At 43.5% G+C, this 16,659-nt stretch carries 20 protein-coding genes; 14 read left to right on the forward strand and 6 right to left on the reverse strand.

Annotated features, from left to right (window positions below; translation table 11 throughout):
- Positions 1–12: 12 nt before the first annotated feature.
- Positions 13–198, forward strand: a complete 186-nt coding sequence (locus ACQ86K_RS30255) for a hypothetical protein (RefSeq protein ID WP_091167020.1) — start codon at positions 13–15, stop codon at positions 196–198.
- 201 nt (positions 199–399) lie between these two features.
- On the opposite strand, the gene ACQ86K_RS30260 is transcribed toward ACQ86K_RS30255, so the two are convergent.
- The 3 genes from ACQ86K_RS30260 to ACQ86K_RS30270 all read right to left on the reverse strand — a co-directional run bounded on the left by ACQ86K_RS30260 (position 400) and on the right by ACQ86K_RS30270 (position 3,021).
- Positions 400–1,077 (reverse strand): metal-dependent hydrolase, encoded by a 678-nt coding sequence (locus tag ACQ86K_RS30260; RefSeq protein WP_091167018.1) that lies wholly within the window; start codon positions 1,075–1,077, stop codon positions 400–402.
- Between the two features lie 294 nt (positions 1,078–1,371).
- Complete coding sequence (locus ACQ86K_RS30265) at positions 1,372–1,686, reverse strand: YbaB/EbfC family nucleoid-associated protein (protein ID WP_091167015.1); 315 nt, start codon at positions 1,684–1,686, stop codon at positions 1,372–1,374.
- Positions 1,687–1,809: 123 nt separating this feature from the next.
- Positions 1,810–3,021, reverse strand: a complete 1,212-nt coding sequence (locus ACQ86K_RS30270) for a serine hydrolase domain-containing protein (RefSeq protein WP_091167012.1) — start codon at positions 3,019–3,021, stop codon at positions 1,810–1,812.
- A gap of 139 nt (positions 3,022–3,160) precedes the next feature.
- Here ACQ86K_RS30270 and ACQ86K_RS30275 point away from each other — a divergent pair, with 139 nt between their 5' ends.
- From ACQ86K_RS30275 to feoB, 7 genes are all read left to right on the forward strand, one after another.
- Positions 3,161–4,000, forward strand: coding sequence for a tetratricopeptide repeat protein (locus ACQ86K_RS30275; protein ID WP_431199318.1), 840 nt, complete (start codon positions 3,161–3,163; stop codon positions 3,998–4,000).
- 230 nt (positions 4,001–4,230) lie between these two features.
- Positions 4,231–4,611, forward strand: coding sequence for a glycine cleavage system protein GcvH (gene gcvH, locus ACQ86K_RS30280; protein WP_091167007.1), 381 nt, complete (start codon positions 4,231–4,233; stop codon positions 4,609–4,611).
- 1 nt (position 4,612) lies between these two features.
- Positions 4,613–5,002: a VanZ family protein gene (locus ACQ86K_RS30285; protein WP_091167004.1), complete on the forward strand. Its 390-nt coding sequence runs from the start codon at positions 4,613–4,615 to the stop codon at positions 5,000–5,002.
- A gap of 587 nt (positions 5,003–5,589) precedes the next feature.
- Positions 5,590–5,805, forward strand: a complete 216-nt coding sequence (locus ACQ86K_RS30290) for a FeoA family protein (protein WP_091167002.1) — start codon at positions 5,590–5,592, stop codon at positions 5,803–5,805.
- A 10-nt stretch (positions 5,806–5,815) separates the two neighbouring features.
- Positions 5,816–6,061: a FeoB small GTPase domain-containing protein gene (locus ACQ86K_RS30295; RefSeq protein WP_431199319.1), complete on the forward strand. Its 246-nt coding sequence runs from the start codon at positions 5,816–5,818 to the stop codon at positions 6,059–6,061.
- Positions 5,985–6,641 carry a FeoB small GTPase domain-containing protein gene (locus ACQ86K_RS30300; RefSeq protein ID WP_431199320.1) on the forward strand — a complete coding sequence of 219 codons (657 nt, stop codon included), beginning with the start codon at positions 5,985–5,987 and terminating at the stop codon, positions 6,639–6,641. Before ACQ86K_RS30295 ends, ACQ86K_RS30300 begins: the two co-directional genes overlap by 77 nt.
- Entirely contained in the window at positions 6,598–7,932 is a 1,335-nt protein-coding gene (gene feoB / locus ACQ86K_RS30305; RefSeq protein WP_431200964.1) for a ferrous iron transport protein B, read from the forward strand. Before ACQ86K_RS30300 ends, feoB begins: the two co-directional genes overlap by 44 nt.
- Before the next feature lie 11 nt (positions 7,933–7,943).
- Here feoB and ACQ86K_RS30310 read toward each other — a convergent pair whose 3' ends face one another.
- From ACQ86K_RS30310 to ACQ86K_RS30320, 3 genes are all read right to left on the reverse strand, one after another.
- Positions 7,944–8,798 carry a DUF3800 domain-containing protein gene (locus ACQ86K_RS30310; protein ID WP_431199321.1) on the reverse strand — a complete coding sequence of 285 codons (855 nt, stop codon included), beginning with the start codon at positions 8,796–8,798 and terminating at the stop codon, positions 7,944–7,946.
- Positions 8,799–9,357: 559 nt separating this feature from the next.
- The gene (locus ACQ86K_RS30315; protein WP_091166995.1) at positions 9,358–10,287 is read right to left on the reverse strand and encodes a TIGR01777 family oxidoreductase; all 930 of its coding nucleotides are present in this window, start codon (positions 10,285–10,287) and stop codon (positions 9,358–9,360) included.
- Between the two features lie 2 nt (positions 10,288–10,289).
- Positions 10,290–11,108: a DCC1-like thiol-disulfide oxidoreductase family protein gene (locus tag ACQ86K_RS30320; RefSeq protein WP_091166992.1), complete on the reverse strand. Its 819-nt coding sequence runs from the start codon at positions 11,106–11,108 to the stop codon at positions 10,290–10,292.
- Between the two features lie 315 nt (positions 11,109–11,423).
- Here ACQ86K_RS30320 and ACQ86K_RS30325 point away from each other — a divergent pair, with 315 nt between their 5' ends.
- Genes ACQ86K_RS30325 through ACQ86K_RS30350 form a run of 6 tightly spaced genes read left to right on the forward strand, consistent with a single transcriptional unit; the run spans position 11,424 to position 16,232 of the window.
- The gene (locus tag ACQ86K_RS30325) at positions 11,424–11,777 is read left to right on the forward strand and encodes a hypothetical protein (protein WP_431199322.1); all 354 of its coding nucleotides are present in this window, start codon (positions 11,424–11,426) and stop codon (positions 11,775–11,777) included.
- Positions 11,759–12,016 carry a hypothetical protein gene (locus ACQ86K_RS30330; RefSeq protein WP_431199323.1) on the forward strand — a complete coding sequence of 86 codons (258 nt, stop codon included), beginning with the start codon at positions 11,759–11,761 and terminating at the stop codon, positions 12,014–12,016. Before ACQ86K_RS30325 ends, ACQ86K_RS30330 begins: the two co-directional genes overlap by 19 nt.
- A 19-nt stretch (positions 12,017–12,035) precedes the next feature.
- A complete protein-coding gene (locus ACQ86K_RS30335; protein WP_091166986.1) occupies positions 12,036–12,338 on the forward strand; it encodes a winged helix-turn-helix domain-containing protein in 303 nt (100 codons plus the stop codon).
- Between the two features lie 51 nt (positions 12,339–12,389).
- On the forward strand, positions 12,390–14,897 hold the full coding sequence (locus ACQ86K_RS30340; RefSeq protein WP_091166983.1) for an XrtN system VIT domain-containing protein: 2,508 nt from the start codon (positions 12,390–12,392) through the stop codon (positions 14,895–14,897).
- Entirely contained in the window at positions 14,878–15,606 is a 729-nt protein-coding gene (locus tag ACQ86K_RS30345; RefSeq protein WP_431199324.1) for an archaeosortase/exosortase family protein, read from the forward strand. The genes ACQ86K_RS30340 and ACQ86K_RS30345 overlap by 20 nt, the downstream gene beginning before the upstream one ends.
- Positions 15,594–16,232 carry a hypothetical protein gene (locus ACQ86K_RS30350; RefSeq protein ID WP_431199325.1) on the forward strand — a complete coding sequence of 213 codons (639 nt, stop codon included), beginning with the start codon at positions 15,594–15,596 and terminating at the stop codon, positions 16,230–16,232. The genes ACQ86K_RS30345 and ACQ86K_RS30350 overlap by 13 nt, the downstream gene beginning before the upstream one ends.
- The last annotated feature ends 427 nt before the right edge of the window (positions 16,233–16,659 follow it).

Genomic DNA, 16,659 nt, shown 5'->3' on the forward strand with positions numbered 1-16,659 from the left:
ACATAATCAACTATGAAAAAGGCACTATGTATGATCGCTTTAGCAGCGATCTCGTTCAGCAGCGTTTTCGCTCATGGTACAATGGTTCGCCCGTCAAAAGGCATTATGCAAACTGATACAACCAAGAAGAAGAAAACGAGGAAAATGAAAAAAGATACCATCATGAAAAAAGACACTATGAAGATGAAAAGGAAATAAGTCTTTAGTCGGAAGCCGGAACTTTTAAGCCCGGTGGTATCAAACAGCAAAAGGCCCGGTAATACCGGGCCTTTTGCTGTTTGTACATCTCCTACCGTCATTGCGAGGCACGAAGCAATCGCGAACTATACAAAGGGATTTGCCTGCTAATAGGGGATTGCTTCGTGCCTCGCAATGACGATTATTTTATTTCTATCGATTCTACAACTCAATAGTTTCACCAATAGCCGGCAACTTCAAATTCAAACCTGCTTTGATAAACTTCTCTGTTACTTCATCCTTATCAATTTTGATAACCGGGAATGAGTCATAATGAATGCCAATGATGTTTTTACAATTGATAAACGCCGACGCTTTAATGGCATCATCCGCACCCATGGTATAATTATCACCTATAGGCAGAAATGCCCAGTCGAGATTTTCATCGGCCAGGAGTTTCATATCATAGGTAAGCGCAGTATCGCCTGCAAAATAGATCACTTTCCCTTCTGCATAAATTAAAAATCCGGCAGGATTACCGCCCGGCGAGCCATCGGGCAAGGTACTTGAATGTACCGCGTTTACCATTTTAACCCTACCAAAATCAAAGTTAAAACCGCCCCCTATGTTCATGCCATGCACATTTTCAATGCCTTTAGTACCAAGCCATCCGGCAATTTCGGCAATGCAAATTACCTTTGCACCGCTACTTTTAGCAATTTCCAGCAGATCCGCCACATGGTCGCCATGCCCATGCGATACCAGGATATAATCGGGTTGTAAGCTGTGAATGTCAATATCCTTTGCCAGTGGGTTAGGGTTTATAAATGGGTCGAAAAGCAATTTCTTTCCACCAGCTACAATCTCAAGGGCCGACTGGCCATAATAAGTAGTTTTCATAGAATGTTATTTTATGATCTGATCAAAAGTAAACAGTTATGTCAACGATTTGATTTAGTGGCAGAAAAGTTACACATAGGTGTTCAAACAGACAGAGAGAATTGCAAGTTTAAAGAAAATGTCATTTAGAGCGAGCCATGTTGACTTGTGCATTGGGCGAGGGGGAATCTCCTAAGTCTGTGAACCCGCCATGAATATTTTGTTATGAATGGCGTATACGATTTCTCTTCGCGCTGCCGCTGTTGCCCGCCCTCGCTCATCGAAATGACATTGTTAAGATGGGATGGGATAATTTTATTTACCAAACATATTACCCAGGCCTCCTAAGCCGCCAAACATGCTTTGGGTCATGGCAGCCATTTCGCTTTGGCTGATGTTTTCGGCTTGTTCAAGTGCCTTGTTCACCGCAACAACCAACAACTCTTCCAGTTCTTCTTTATCGGCATCGGCTAAAAAATCAGGATCGATCTGTACCGATTGGATCACTTTATTGGCATTTGCGTTCACAACTATTTTGCCGCCTTCGGCTGTGCCTGATACACTGATGGCATCAAGGCGTTTTTTCATTTCGCCAGCCTTTTGCTGGGCTTCCATTAATTTATCAAACATGATTTTTTAGTTTTTAGTAAGTGGTTAATTAGGTGAATGGTTGGAATACGGATAGAGGAAAAATGATCAATCGGTTTATTAAAACCACTCACCCAATAACTTCAATCAACCATTCCAAAAAAATTAATCGTCACTGGTATCGCCATTACCATTGTATGCACTTTTACGTACAATAGGCATGCCAGCAGCTTTAAACAAGTCATCGAGCTTTAATAAACTCCCGTTGGCCAGGTTGGTAAGCAATACTATGGTAATGTCGTGTTTCATATCCCGCAGGTAAATATGCCTGAACCCATGCCACCATCCGGTATGATAAATTACCTCCTCGCCCGGTGCTGTAAATGTACGCCAGCCGTAGCCGTAGTTGAAATGTCCGTGCACCATCGGGTTGCGTGGCACGTAGGCCGAATCAAGCGTAGCTGGTTTTAATAACAACCCCGCGCGCAAAGCACGATCAAAAAGGAACAGGTCACCAACCGTGCTGTAAATGCCTTTATCCCCTACGGGGCCATCCAAAAAGTTCTGCACTACCGAATAACGCCACTGGCCGCGGTCATGCCCCACAACATCAACCGGGATTTTATCATAAACCGCTTTTGAGTAAACATGGGTATGTGCCATACTGGCTGGTTTAAACACATTTTCCTGCATAAATTGGGCATAGCTCATTCCGCTCACTTTTTCAATGATGGAACCAAGCACCATAAAGTTGGAGTTGTTATACAGGAAGCGTTTATTCGGTTCATTGAAACGTGTTGGCTTATAATCGGCAATCATTTTCATAGCCTCGGCATTGGTAAGTCCTTTGCGCTGGTTCAGGTGATTTTTCCGGTAAATATCGTCGATAAAATATACATAATTCATCATACCCGAGCGGTGGGTAAGTAACAAGCGAATGGTTACACCATCGTAGGGAAAATCAGGGAAAAACTTTTTAACGTCATCGTCAAGCTTCAATTTGCCGCGTTCCATCAGCAGGAGGATGGCGGTTGATGTCATAGTTTTAGTTACCGAAGCCAGCTCAAACTGCGAACCGATTTTCAGGCTGTCGCGATGCAGGTAGTCGGCCCAGCCAATGGCTTTTTCATAAACTATTTTTCCTTTTTTTGCCACCAGCACATTACCGTTAAAACCGCGGGTACGGTGCAGCTCCTGCATTACGGCATCTATCTTTTTATCGGCATTTTTAGGATTGTAGGCCAGCAACGCGGTAGTATCAAGCGGCCTGGCGGCAACCTGCGACTGCGATTGGTCGTTATTTTTATTTTTGGATGAACAGGCTAACAGTAACACTGGGGCAGCAAACACTACCAGGCTTTTGTACACTAATCTCATAAATCAATTTATCTCACACTAAACGAATGCGAAAATTAGAAATTATACAGCAGGTATTGATTAAAGTTTTAAAATTTTCTGTTAGTTAGCACAATTAGTATGTTTAAGTATGGTTTTGTTGAAAAAAGGCTTGTTTATTATGGCCCTCGTGCTTAGCACAGGGTTGGCGCATGCTCAAAATACGGATGTCAATAGTATTATTAAGGAGGGTATCAAACTTAACAGCGAAAAAAATTATTCGGCGGCTATTGAAAAATACAAAGAGGCACTTACTGCCGAGCCAGATAATGCGCAGGCCAACTACCAGCTTGCCTTCAGCCTCAATGCATCGGGCAAGGGTGCGGAAGCGGTACCTTATCTCAACAAAGTGATAAAAACAGGTGGCGACCTAACAGGCCCTGCTTATGAATTAATGGGCAGCATTTATGATACTGCACATCAACCCCAACAGGCCATCGACGCTTATAAAGAGGGGATCAAATTGAAGCCGGGGTATCAGCCGCTGTATTTTAACCTGGGGATAGCCTATTTCCGCGCGCAAAAATATGCCGATGCCGAGCTGGCTGCCATTGAAGCCATTAAACTCGATCCTAAACATGCTAATAGCCAACGCTTATACGGGCTGGTAACTTTCCACCAAAACAAAAGGGTACCGGCATTGATGGGCCTGTGCAGCTTCCTGCTGCTCGACCCGGAAGGCCCGCGCGCCGACGAAGCTTATACCAACCTGCAAAGTTTACTAAAGGGAGGCGACCTGAAAGCAGGAAAAGCAGATCCGGAAACCCTGTTACTAAATAAAACCCTAAGCACCGCCGTTTCGGTTTCTGGCGGTCAGCTGGAAACCCAGTTGAAAAACATTTTTACGGCGGTTGGCAAACTTGGTGAAAAACCAGGCAGACAAACCTTCTTTTGGAATTACTATGCAGCTTTTTTTATAAGATGTCACAATCTCAAAGCTTTTCAACGGCGGTTAAATTAATTGGCTTAAGCGCCGATAAAACAACAGGAGCAAAGTGGCTGCAAAACAACGCAGACCAACGGAAGGCCCTGGAAGATTGGATGGCATCTGCCGAAAGAAAGTTTTAATTACAAATTTATCAACGATAAATCATGACTATGCCATATAGAAAATGATGATTTTATAATTTACATATCAATAATTGCGAAAGCCAAAGTTTTACTATTTTTGAGCACACAAAATTTAACGACATGAATTTTCCGGCTGAATTAAAATACACCAAAGACCACGAGTGGATTAAGGTTGAAGGCAATGTAGCTACCGTAGGCATCACCGAATTTGCTCAAAGCGAACTGGGCGACATTGTGTATGTTGATATTACTTCATTAGGTAAAGAGGTTGCTAAAGACGAAGTTTTTGGCACCGTTGAAGCAGTAAAAACAGTATCAGACCTGTTTATGCCTGTTGCCGGCACCGTAACCGAAGTTAACCCGGCATTAAATAACCAACCCGAACTGGTTAACAGCGACCCATATGGTGAAGGCTGGATGGTAAAGATCACTGTAGCTGACGCTGCCGATGCTGACTCACTTTTATCTGCCGGCGATTATAAAACGGTTATCGGCGTATAAGATGAAGCTGTTTTTAAAATATCATGGGCCCGCTATTTTGTGGGCCTTATTTGTTTTAATTATTTGCTCCGTACATCTTGATTCTGTTGATAAATCCCCGATGTTTTTTGAGGGTTTTGATAAGCTAACCCACTGCGGTTTATTTTTCACCCTTATTGTACTGGTTTGTTTTGGCGTTATCAGGCAACAAAAACCACGGCGGATTACGTATACAAGGGCATTCGTGATATGGGCAGCCAGCGTATTTTTCGGGGCGCTTATTGAAGTGCTGCAGGCATCTGTTTTTACCTGGCGCAGCGGCGACTGGAACGATCTTTTTTGCGATGTACTTGGAGCGTGTATGGGGATTTTTAGTGTAATGCTAACCGTTGAGGCAATTGGGAAAAAATGAAAAAAATAAACTGGTCATTTTATTGGGCGCGCTGCTGTTAACAGCCGGTTCATCATGCGGCATTTTCCATAAGGGTTGCGGCTGTCCGCATTTCGGGAAAATTAAATCTGCCGACTCCAGATGTGCAGATGTGCAAATGATGGCTTAGCCAGGTAAATCTATATCAGCAAAGCACATTTACTATTCAATTTGCGGGTGTTCAATTTTTTAAAGTGTAAACACTTGCAATTATTTTCAAAAAAACATCGCTGATAATCAGCCACTTGATTTCAATGACTATTAGCAAAGTATCAAACATGAACACATCATCATTGATAATCAGCGACTTGTATTTTTCAGAGATTGAACGTTGAACACCCGCTTTTTAAAAATTGAACACTGACATAATCGTGTCAGTGAAGCATTGTCAATACTATTTAAACCTGTTTGCATATCCTAAATCTGCCTGTCTGTCCCCCCTGTATACGTACAAACTTCATACTAAAGTCATTTGTACAACTGCCTATTTAAAATCTGCACATCATAGCAAATCTTATTTGGATTTAATATAAATAAGCTTACATTTGCTACGTTATATATTATAAATGATGAAGCTGTCACAACTGGAAGTAGGCGAAACTGGTATTGTAAAGGAATTTACCGATCTTGAAATGTCAGTAAAACTGATGGAGATGGGCTGTTTACCCGGCGAAGAGGTCCGCATTTCGCGTATCGCTCCACTTGGCGATCCTATTGCCATCAACGTATCTGGCTACCAGCTTAGCTTACGTAGGTTTGAAGCATCCACCATCATTTTGCAGTAGTTTGTAAGCGTTGAAAACCAATATAAGAGTTGCACTTGTAGGAAATCCAAATACCGGTAAATCAACTCTCTTTAATATATTAACCGGGTTAAATCAAAAAATCGGAAACTTTCCGGGGGTTACTGTTGATAAAAAAACAGGCTTTTGTACCCTGCCTGACGGCCGCATGGCCGAAATAATTGACCTTCCGGGTACTTACAGCATCTATCCCAAAAGTAAAGACGAGATCCATCGTATTTTCGGTACTGGCCGATAAATCAAAAGGCATGGTGCCCGATTTGGTTGTGGTGATCCTTGATGCATCCAATTTAAAACGCAACCTGCTGCTTTATACCCAGGTTGCGGATCTCAAGATCCCCGTAGTGGTGGCGCTCAACATGGTAGATGTGTCGGACAAGGCGGGCATCAAAATTAATATTGATCTTTTTGCCCAAAAACTGGGCGTTCCGGTAGTCCCTATTTCTGCCAGGAAAAATACAGGCATTGACAAGCTTAAAAGCACCATTGCTTTTGCCAACAGCGTGCCGCTGCAGCAGGATACTATTGATATCGAAAGCATCGCGCCGGGCATCATAGCGCAAATAAAAGGGGAGATGCAGGTTGAAAATCCATATATAGCCTTGCAACTTGCCCACCAGCACGAAACGCTAAGCTACCTTTCAGCAGCCGAGAGCGACCGGATTGAACAACTGGAGCAGGAGCATTCTTTCCACTCGCAAAAGGCACAGGCTACAGAAACCATCGCCCGGTACAACTTCATCAACGACCTGCTTTACGATACGGTTAAAAAAGCTGAAACGGCGCACGACAGAAACCATAAGCAACAAGATAGATAAGATCCTTACCCATAAAGTATTTGGCTTTGTGATCTTCTTCGCCATCTTGCTGTTCATATTCCAGGCTATCTTTTCATGGTCGGCCTACCCGATGTCGCTCATCGAAGACCTGTTTATCTGGCTGCAGGCCGGCGCTGCTAAAATACTACCTGCCGGTCCGCTGAGCAGCCTCATCATAGATGGGGTATTAGCTGGCCTGAGTGGGGTATTGGTATTTATCCCGCAGATCGCCATCCTGTTCGCGCTCATCTCCATTTTGGAAGATACAGGCTACATGTCGCGCGTTACTTTTATGATGGACAAGGTGATGCGCAAGGTAGGGCTTAACGGCAAATCAGTAGTACCCCTTATCGGCGGTTTTGCCTGCGCTGTACCGTCTATCATGAGTACCCGTACTATCGAAAACTGGAAAGACAGGATGATCACCATCATGGTTACACCCCTGGTGGCTTGTTCGGCCCGCCTGCCTGTTTATACCCTGCTTATCGCGTTGGTAGTGCCCAACCGCAACGTTTGGTGGGTCTTTAACCTGCAGGGACTGGCGCTTACAGCCATGTATGTGCTCAGCATCTTTTCGGCTGTTATTGTGGCTTTTGTGATGAAGTTTATCCTCAAAGCCCGCGAACGCGGTTACTTTATAATGGAGCTGCCCGTTTACCGCATGCCAAGGTGGAAAAACGTGATCTTTACCATGTATGACCGTTCAAAAACCTTCGTACTGCAGGCCGGTAAAGTGATCATTGCTGTTTCGGTGATCCTGTGGGTAATGAAATCATACGGCCCCGGCGACAGGTTTGCGCAGATAGATAAACAATACGCCCAGCCCCAATACACCAAAACCATGACGCCGGATAGCCTCACTAAAGTTATCGCATCCGAAAAACTGGAAAACTCATACGCCGGCGTATTTGGGCATGTTATTGAACCCGTTATTAAACCCCTTGGCTTCGATTGGAAGATAGGGATAGCACTCATCAGCTCCTTTGCTGCCCGCGAGGTATTTGTGGGCACCATGGCCACCATTTACAGCGTGGAGGGCGATGCCGATAAGATGCAATCGGTTCAGCAAAAAATGCACGAGGCTAAAAATCCGCAAACCGGAGGGCCGGTGTTTACCTTAGCGGTGGCTTTCTCCCTCATGATGTTTTATGCCTTCGCCATGCAATGTGCCAGTACAGTGGCCGTTGTTTACCGCGAAACCAAAGACTGGCGCTGGCCCGCTGCCCAGTTTGCCTATATGACCGCGCTGGCTTATACGGCGAGCTTTATCGTATACCATTGGCTCAAGTAGCTTTTTAAGATTTATTGACTATTTTCCATCAAATTAAATACTGCTGAATTATCAATTTCAATATTATTTCTATCTATGGAATTAATGTCAAAGTTGATGGTGTTCAATACGAAATCTGCAAACTCATCTTTCGGATGTTCTCCGTTTTGAGTGTTAAGTTTTCGATTAATTGAGCCCGTGAAAAGATCAACTATTTGAATAAAAAAATTTTGTTCTGAAGACACTGCCTGAAAATCCCCAAAATATAATCCATTTACTTTTTGTCCTTCAATTCGTTCTTTGATATTTTCGATTTTCAATTGGTCGCTTCCCGTTTCTTCTTCATCAATCCATACTTGTAATACTCTTGGCAAGGGAGCTCTTCCTGTATCATTTTCATGATTAATTCCTTTGATCAACAAATGATAAGTCAAATCCACAATCGCGGAATTCTTATTTGCTAAGCCTTTGTTATTAATAACAATGATTTTGAAGCCAACTTCTGGATGCAAACCAAGAAATTTTGCAAAAAATTCTTTATAACTTGCTATCTTATGTTTAGATATGTCTACAAAATGAAATTCATAGTTTATGTCATTAGCCTTTTTCCATTCGACAAGTTTACGTTTGGATTCATGTATAAAGTAACCGGACTTTAGTATCCAAAGAGACCCAACAGAAAGATAATCTTGGTTTTTGCCAGTTTCATCTATGTAAACTGAATACGTTCCAAGGCCTAATGGCTTATCATCAATTGCTTCCTGTCGGAATTGCCCCTCCAATACTCCTCTATGCTTTCTTATTTTTTCGTCCGCTTGAAATAACTTGTATTCATTTTGAATCTTCGCACGAACCCTTGAAAGGGAATTCATTTTAGTTAATTTCATAGCACAATCTTTTGTAATCATGCCATCATTAAAATTTTCAGGCTCAAATTCCGCCCAATACGCATAAGCTAAAGCTGTATCTGAATTCCGTGCTTCGGTGGAATTATTTAAAATCGAAGCTACGCGATCCTTAATATTTTCAATATTTCCGCTTACTACGTTGTTTATTAGTTCTTTTTTTCTTGTTCAATTCTTTTAAGCTTCGCAATTGCTTTTTCATCTAATTCTTCAGTTGATTCAATATTGAGATCAGAGTTAACTTGAGACGATGTTATTGTAGATTCCATTGTGACTTAGGTTTATTAATTGATAATCAACAATTAAATATAAATATTAAAAGAAAAAAAGAAATTCAATCTATCTCGAAATGGGATTGCAGCATTTAGTTATGGATAATCTTTTCTTGCATTTGTATTGAGGTAAAATTGGATAAAGCAAAGGTTTTAGAGAAATACCTTTGCTGCTCGAAGTCTTCAGACTACAGGCACAGCCATCTGAAGTCAGAGACGTTGGACAGCGTCAAACGAGTAACATCACGCGTTGACACATGAGCAACCCGCTACCTATTCAAACTCAAAATATCATGCACCGCATGCTCCGCTTTTTCATATTGAAATTTAAACCCACTATCCAGTAAACGCTTAGGCATTACCCAGCGGCTTTTTAATATCAGTTCGGTTTCGGTGCCGATTACCATGGCGCCGACTTCCAGCAGCCACTGAGGGGCAGGTAAACCGAAAGGCGCACCATAAGCCTTGCGGATAATCTGCATCATATCAGTATTCTTTGCGGCTTCAGGGGCAGTGCAATTAAATATGCCATTTAATTCGGGGTGGTCTAACAGCCATTGGGTGCTGCGGGCCACATCATGTTCATGCACCCAGGCTATGTATTGCTGCCCATCGCCTTGTTTACCGCCGAGGCCAAACCTAACCAGGTTAAGCAACCGCGGAAAAACACTGTCGCTTCGGCCTAAAACAATGCCCATGCGCAGGGCAATTTTACGGGTATGGGGCGTATCTGTTTTAAAGAAAGTGCTTTCCCAAATATTACAAACATCAATAGAAAAACCATAACCAATCTCTCCGGTATCCTCATCCTGTGGACGGTCTTCGGCATGGCGGTAAATGGTGGCAGAAGTCACATTGATCCAAACCTTTGGCGGGTTTTCCATCTTATGGATCACCCTGCCTAATAGTTCGGTAGGTACTACCCTTGAACGGATGATCTCCCGCTTGTTCTTTTCGGTGTAGCGGCAGTTTACATTTTTGCCGCACAGGTTGATTAGCATATCGGCACCGGCAAGGTGAACCGTCCATCCCCCTTCGGTTTCACCATCCCAAACAGCGGTATGTACGTTGCCATCAACAGGTTTTTGTTTGCGGGCCAGGATGATCACCTCGTCTGCCAAATCGCGGTAGTATTTGGCCAGCACGGTACCGAGATAACCGTTGCCGCCGGCCAGTACGATTTTTTTATAAGCTTTCATGATCAGTTAAGGTTTAAAATAAGTAATAATAAAACGATACGATAAGTTACCCAGGTAACGGTGAGTACCCAGCCAAGCCCAAGCAATTTGGTACGGCGGATATGTTCAAGGAGCATTAATCCCGCTACCGCCATAAAATACAGGGTGTAAATCAGCGGACCGAATTGAAAAAAATGATTTACAACCAACCCGATCAGCAGTAATAAGCTGCCGGCAAAAGAGATGGTCATCATATTGCCGAGGTAGGTCCACAGGTTACGGCGGTCAAAGCTGCATATAGCTGCTCCCTGGAAAAGGATTTGGCCGCCGCAGATCAGGTACTCACGGTATGGGCTGCCTAAAGGAACAATCCCCGTAAGCAGATGTGCGTAAGCTGTTAAGATAAAACCGGTACAAAACCAGGTGAAAAGCAAATACAATAAACGATAATGCAGCTTAAACGTAGGCTGGTATTCGAAGCCGGTTTCGGCAGCAGGGATAATTACCCTCCTGTTGTATGATATAAAAGCATAAACCTTGCTCATGAGCCAGATGAATGGTTTAAAAGCAAATAAGGGAGTAAATACAGGCCAGGTATTGGCAATTATTTTGAAAAGGCTTTTAACGCCGTAGGTAACCTCGCCGCTTTTTAGGTTAATTAAGGCTATTTCGTTAACAGCCCGTTGCCTGTCATAAACAGGGCAGGTACCCGCATGTGCTTCCTGGTACGCAGCGCGGCCGGTAGGATCAAGCATCCCTGTTTTTACAAAGGCACCGGTATAAGCACGGCACATCGGGCATTCTGCATCAAACAGGATCATGTGGTTTTTGAGCGTTTTCATAACTTTCAGTGTTTTCTGAAACAAATATACAATATATTTTAAACTTTCAATAAATACTGAAAATTAAAGTTAAAACAACTCATTGTATTAACTCACCCCCGACATCGCTGCGCTTGTCACCCCTCTCTACGCAAGCGTAAAGAGGGGTTTTTCTTTTTTCCCTGCCCTCTTTCCGCCGAAGGCGAAGAGAGGGTGGTCCAGCGTAGGGCAGACCGGGTGAGTTAACTATGCGCGATGCAAATAATTTGAGAAAACTCAATCCCCCTCTTGCAAAATCAAATCTTATATTTAACTTTGAACAACAAAGTACTTTTGATGAAAGAACAAGATATTCATGCAGAGTTAAGTTCCATCCGCGACCTGATGGAGCGTTCGGCCAAGTTTATTTCGCTTAGCGGCCTTTCGGGTGTGATGGCGGGCATCTATGCCTTCGCCGGTGCCGGCATAGGATACAGTTTGCTGCAGGGCGAGTATACTACCCTCAGGGAGGGCCATACTTACAATGAAGAATTGCTGATCATAAAATTATTTATCGTGGCAATTGCGGTGCTTGTATTGTCTATTGGCACGGGGATCTGGTTATCGGTACGCAAGGCTAAAAAAATGGTCAGCCATTTTGGAGCGCCGGCAGCAAACGCCTGCTCATTAATATGGCAATCCCACTGGTAAGCGGCGGTTTATTTACTCTTATACTTGTTTATCGCGGTTATTATGGTGTTGTGGCCCCTGCTACATTGATATTTTATGGCATGTCGTTAGTTGCAGGCAGTCATTATACATATTCGGGTATTAGGAGCTTGGGGATATTGGAGATTTTATTAGGTTTGCTGTGTGCCATAATGCCGGGCTACGGCTTAATTTTTGGAGTGTGGGTTTCGGTCTGCTCCACATTATTTATGGTACAGTAATGCATTTTAGATACGATAAGTGAAGATATCATTAGATCAGTTTGATAAAGCCTTTGAAAACCGCATCCGCCTGCAAATCATGAGCGTATTGGTTGCCAATGAAAGTTACGACTTTAACTCGCTTAAAGAATTGCTTAACCTTACCGACGGTAACCTGGCATCGCACCTGAAAGCGCTGGAGAAGGAAGAATACATCCAGGTGGAGAAAACTTTCATCGGCCGCAAACCCAATACACGTTACCTGGCATCCGAAAAAGGCCGGGCCGCCTTCAAATTGCACCTCCTTGCCCTCGAAAATTTGATCAAACAACAAAAACTGTAATTTTTTTTATCTATAAACTTTGAAATACAAAGTACTTTTAATTTATAAAATATGAAAAACCTTAAAGCAATTTTATTTGAAGATAGTGTTGTTAAACTTGGCCTAATCCTAATCACTATATCTGCCGGATTCTTCCTTATGGAGGGGTCCGGCCTTTTTGAACTTACCGAAGGAACTGCTTTTGGTGCTTTTTGCTTCAATTACTCCGCCTCACTTGTGTTTTTCTTTGTGGTGATATATAAAGGATTCAGACGCTTACATTATTGGGTGCTCCTCCTGGCACTTTGGTTCATCAGCGCGTTCGCACTTAACCTGAGCATCCCTGTTTTCAACACTTCGGTTACCTGGCTGTCGGTTGTTATCTGTATCTCCACAATCAGCATTATACTTTCTGTATTTATGAATGAGCTCAGTTCAAAAATGAAACACGTGGTGACATTTTTCCTGGGGATGGCTTTCCTGCTTTTTATTTACTACAGCGTATATCTTACCTCCATGTATCTCATCGGCATTTTTGCAGCTATCGCGCTGGGGCTTTCGCTGCATGTTTTTGTGCCGATGGGTTTGGCTATAGTAACGTTTATCACCGTTAAAAAAACAGTAAGGGGCAGCAAGTCCTTAAAAATGGCGCTTGGGGCCGGCCTCTTAGTACCCGTCATCGCATGCAGCATATTTATATGGCAATGGAAAAGTATCAATAACCAGGTTAACCTTTCTATCAATCACAATACACTGTCTGAAGGCAAGCTGCCAACCTGGGTAGTTATCAGCCAAACTATTCCTAAAAGCACCATAGCACAACGAATCATTAAAGCCGGCATTGTGTACACAACCGCAAACCTTAACGACAGTTGGTTTTGGGGCGGCTGGCGTAAAGCATCATTTGATGAACCCAAGCAGCATGATCCTTTTATAGTGATAGCAAGCCTGTTTGGCGGCGACTTAAACCTTGACGAAGCCGAGCGCATAAAAATATTGGAAGCCATGTATGATTCACGGCACCAGGCACAGGAGCGGCTTTGGAGCGGGGATAAGCTAAAAACGGCTAACGTGATCACCAATGTTAAAATCTTTCCGGAATACCGCTTAGCCTATACCGAAAAAACACTAACCGTACATAACACCGAAAAAGGAGGAGTACGGGCCTGGGCGGGCAAACAAGAAGCCATTTATACATTCCATGTTCCGGAGGGTTCGGTTGTTAGTTCTTTATCATTATGGATAGACGGTAAAGAACAGCAATCAAGATTAACCACTAAAGGTAAAGCCGAATCGGCTTATCGTGAGATTGTGGGTGTTGAACAGCATGACCCATCGGTAATTCACTGGCAGGAGGGCAATACAGTAACGGCACGAATTTTTCCATGTACGCCCGAAGAAAACCGCAAATTCAGGGTGGGGATCACCAGTCCGCTGCGCAAGCAAGGTGATATGCTTACCTATGAAAGCAGTTATTTCGATGGCCCATCGCCCGAAGACGCAACCGAAGCCATCCAGGTATCTTTTTCGAAGAAGCCCGCAGGCCTCAACATGCCAAACTTTGATGAGATCAGCGAGGGCGTTTACACTGCCGACCGGCCTTATCAACCGGATGAACAGATCACGTTTAAAGCCCCGCCGCTTGCCGATATGCCGTTCGCATTTGCAGGTAAAGGCTATCAGCTGAAAGATTATGTGCCTCAAACCACAAACTTTAACCCTGAAGCCGTCTACCTCGACCTTAATGCAAGCTGGTCGGCCAGCGAACTGGACGAGCTTTGGCCGGCCATCAAAACCAAAAAAGTTTACTATTACGATGGCAAGCTGGAAACATTAACTGAAGATAACCTCGGAAGCGTTTACAGCAGGATGGGCAAACTCAACTTCAGTATATTCCCGGTTAATGAGATCAAACACCCCGAAAGTTCATTGCTGATTACCAAATGCGCCGAAACCTCTCCTAACCTGCGCGATCTTGACGAATCGGAGTTTGGCAAAGCGTTAACCAGCTATCTGCCGGGTGCAAAACAATTGCAGTTATACAATATCGGCACCAACCTAACGCCTTATTTAAAGGCATTGAAAGAGATGCGGGTATTTACTTATAATGAGGGTGATATGGCAATGCTGCAAAGCAGGCTTGCGAAAAATGAATTTAGCCATTCGCAGGAAGATTCAACCCATGTTGTGCTCGCTCAATCGGGCTTAGTTATTGAACAAACTGGCGATACTTTAAAAGCAGGCAATGCGCCTGACCATCTGCTGCGCCTGTTTGCTTATAACGATATTATGAAAAAGGTTGGTCCGCATTATTTTGATAAAACCTATGTGCAGCCGGATATTATCGATGAGGCTAACCAGGCTTTTATAGCCTCGCCTGTTTCGAGCCTTATTGTACTCGAAACTCAAAAAGATTATGAACGCTTCGGGATTGATGAAAATAAGAACAGCCTTCAAAACGCTTCTGCAAAATCATCGGGCGCAGTACCCGAACCCAGTGAGTGGTTGTTGATCCTGGTTGTAATAGCGGTGATAAATTTCTTAGTATACAAGAGCAAGCATGTTCAGCCGGAGCTATAATTTGCAGGAGCATATCTCATTTAAATTAACCGGCAGCAGGCTAATCACCAGTAGTTGCTGGTTAATATACATTGGCATTGCAGCGAGGTTAGGTATCATTTATTTTAAGTGGGATGCCAATATGGTGCTTGGCCTGGCGCTGCTGCCTTATATCTGCAAGGTAAAGCGCGGGGGCCTTTCACTAAGGCACCTCGTCCCGGCCATTGTTTTTACGACAGTTGCTGTTTGTTTTCCGGTTAAAACAAATTTGTTCCTGGCCTTGCTGTTTTCTGCACTGCTTTTCTTTGAGAACTTAAAAGGAAAAATAAGCCTGGCATTGTTCCTGTTGTTATTGCTCATTTCGCCGGCATTTGAGTATATCAGCAATACTTTTAGTTTCCCTTTAAGAATTTGGCTCAGTGAAGTAGCAGCCTCTCTGTTTGCAAGTATGGGAATGGAAGCCAACGCTGCAGGCAACATCATCCGGTTTAAAGGTTTCGAATTTTCTGTGGACCAGGCTTGCGCAGGTTTGCATATGCTTGCCACCTCGTTCATGATCTGCCTGTTTATAATAGCTCATTACCAGCGGCAGGCGGCAAAGCAACTGCACCTGGTGTGGATCTTGTTTTTGTTGGTGTTTACTTTTGCGTTAAACATCCTGTGCAACCTTTGCCGTATCCTGCTGCTGGTTTTTTTAAAATACCGGCGGGTACAACGATGCATGACCTGACCGGGATTATCTGCCTGCTCATTTACGTGGTATTGCCTTTATTGTTCCTTTCTTCTTTCGTATTGAAACGAACCGAAAAACCATACATCGACCCGCGGTTTTATAAAACCATCAGGCTGGCGCCGGATGAACTGCGCTTTCCGCTGATACACCTTGTATTGGCCGTTGCGTTAGTTGTAATAACTATAAACATCAAATCGATAGATGACCTGGAGGACAAAAGCGTAAGTAACGTATCCTTACGCGGTTATAAAAAATCGGTATTGGAAAGCGGGGTAATTAAATTTGAAAATACCGGTGCGCTGGTTTATGTGAAACCCTCTCGATTTTATTGCCCCGAACATGACCCCATGATTTGCTGGCAGGGAAGCGGCTATGTTTTCAGTAACATAAAAAAAGAGCTTATAGCCGGTCGGCAGGTTTATTTAGGAGTGCTTACCAAGGCAAAGGATAAGATTTATGCTGCCTGGTGGTTTGATAATGGTAACATGAAATCAATCAATGAGTTTGAATGGCGATGGGCAGCAGCAAAAGGAGCCAAGCCGTTTTACCTGGTAAACGTTAACGCAGCTACAGAGACAGCATTGTTAAAGGCGGTGAAAAATCTGCCGGCTATTAAGCAATGATACTTGTCGCCTTTCCGAATAACAATAGGGGAAATTTTCGGAAAGAACCATGATGACGTATAAGAAGCTGTTTAAGAATGAAGAATATTAATTGCCGTTGGTTTTAACCAACGGATTAAGAGCCGAAAACTCCTGGCTTTAGCCTAATTATGCAAGCGGATTTGGGCTGAAGCCCTCTTGTTGTGAATGCTTTATTCCGTTGGTTAAAACCAACGGCAATGAAGTTTTATCTACCTGTAAACGATATTCGTCAAATTTAAACAGGTTCTAAGATACATAGCGATGGTGTGCGTTGCCGCGTTAGTGATAGGAGCGGATACCGGCCTTGTGGCTAATGCCCGTGTAGTATGAGTGGATAGCACGGGCCGCAGGCAACGCCCATATTTATAAATCGACCAAAAAACCAACTTAAGATCAAGCCATTATA

The sequence above is a fragment of the Mucilaginibacter sp. P19 genome, assembly GCF_050632265.1.
In the GTDB taxonomy this organism is placed as follows: Bacteria; Bacteroidota; Bacteroidia; order Sphingobacteriales; family Sphingobacteriaceae; genus Mucilaginibacter; species Mucilaginibacter gossypii.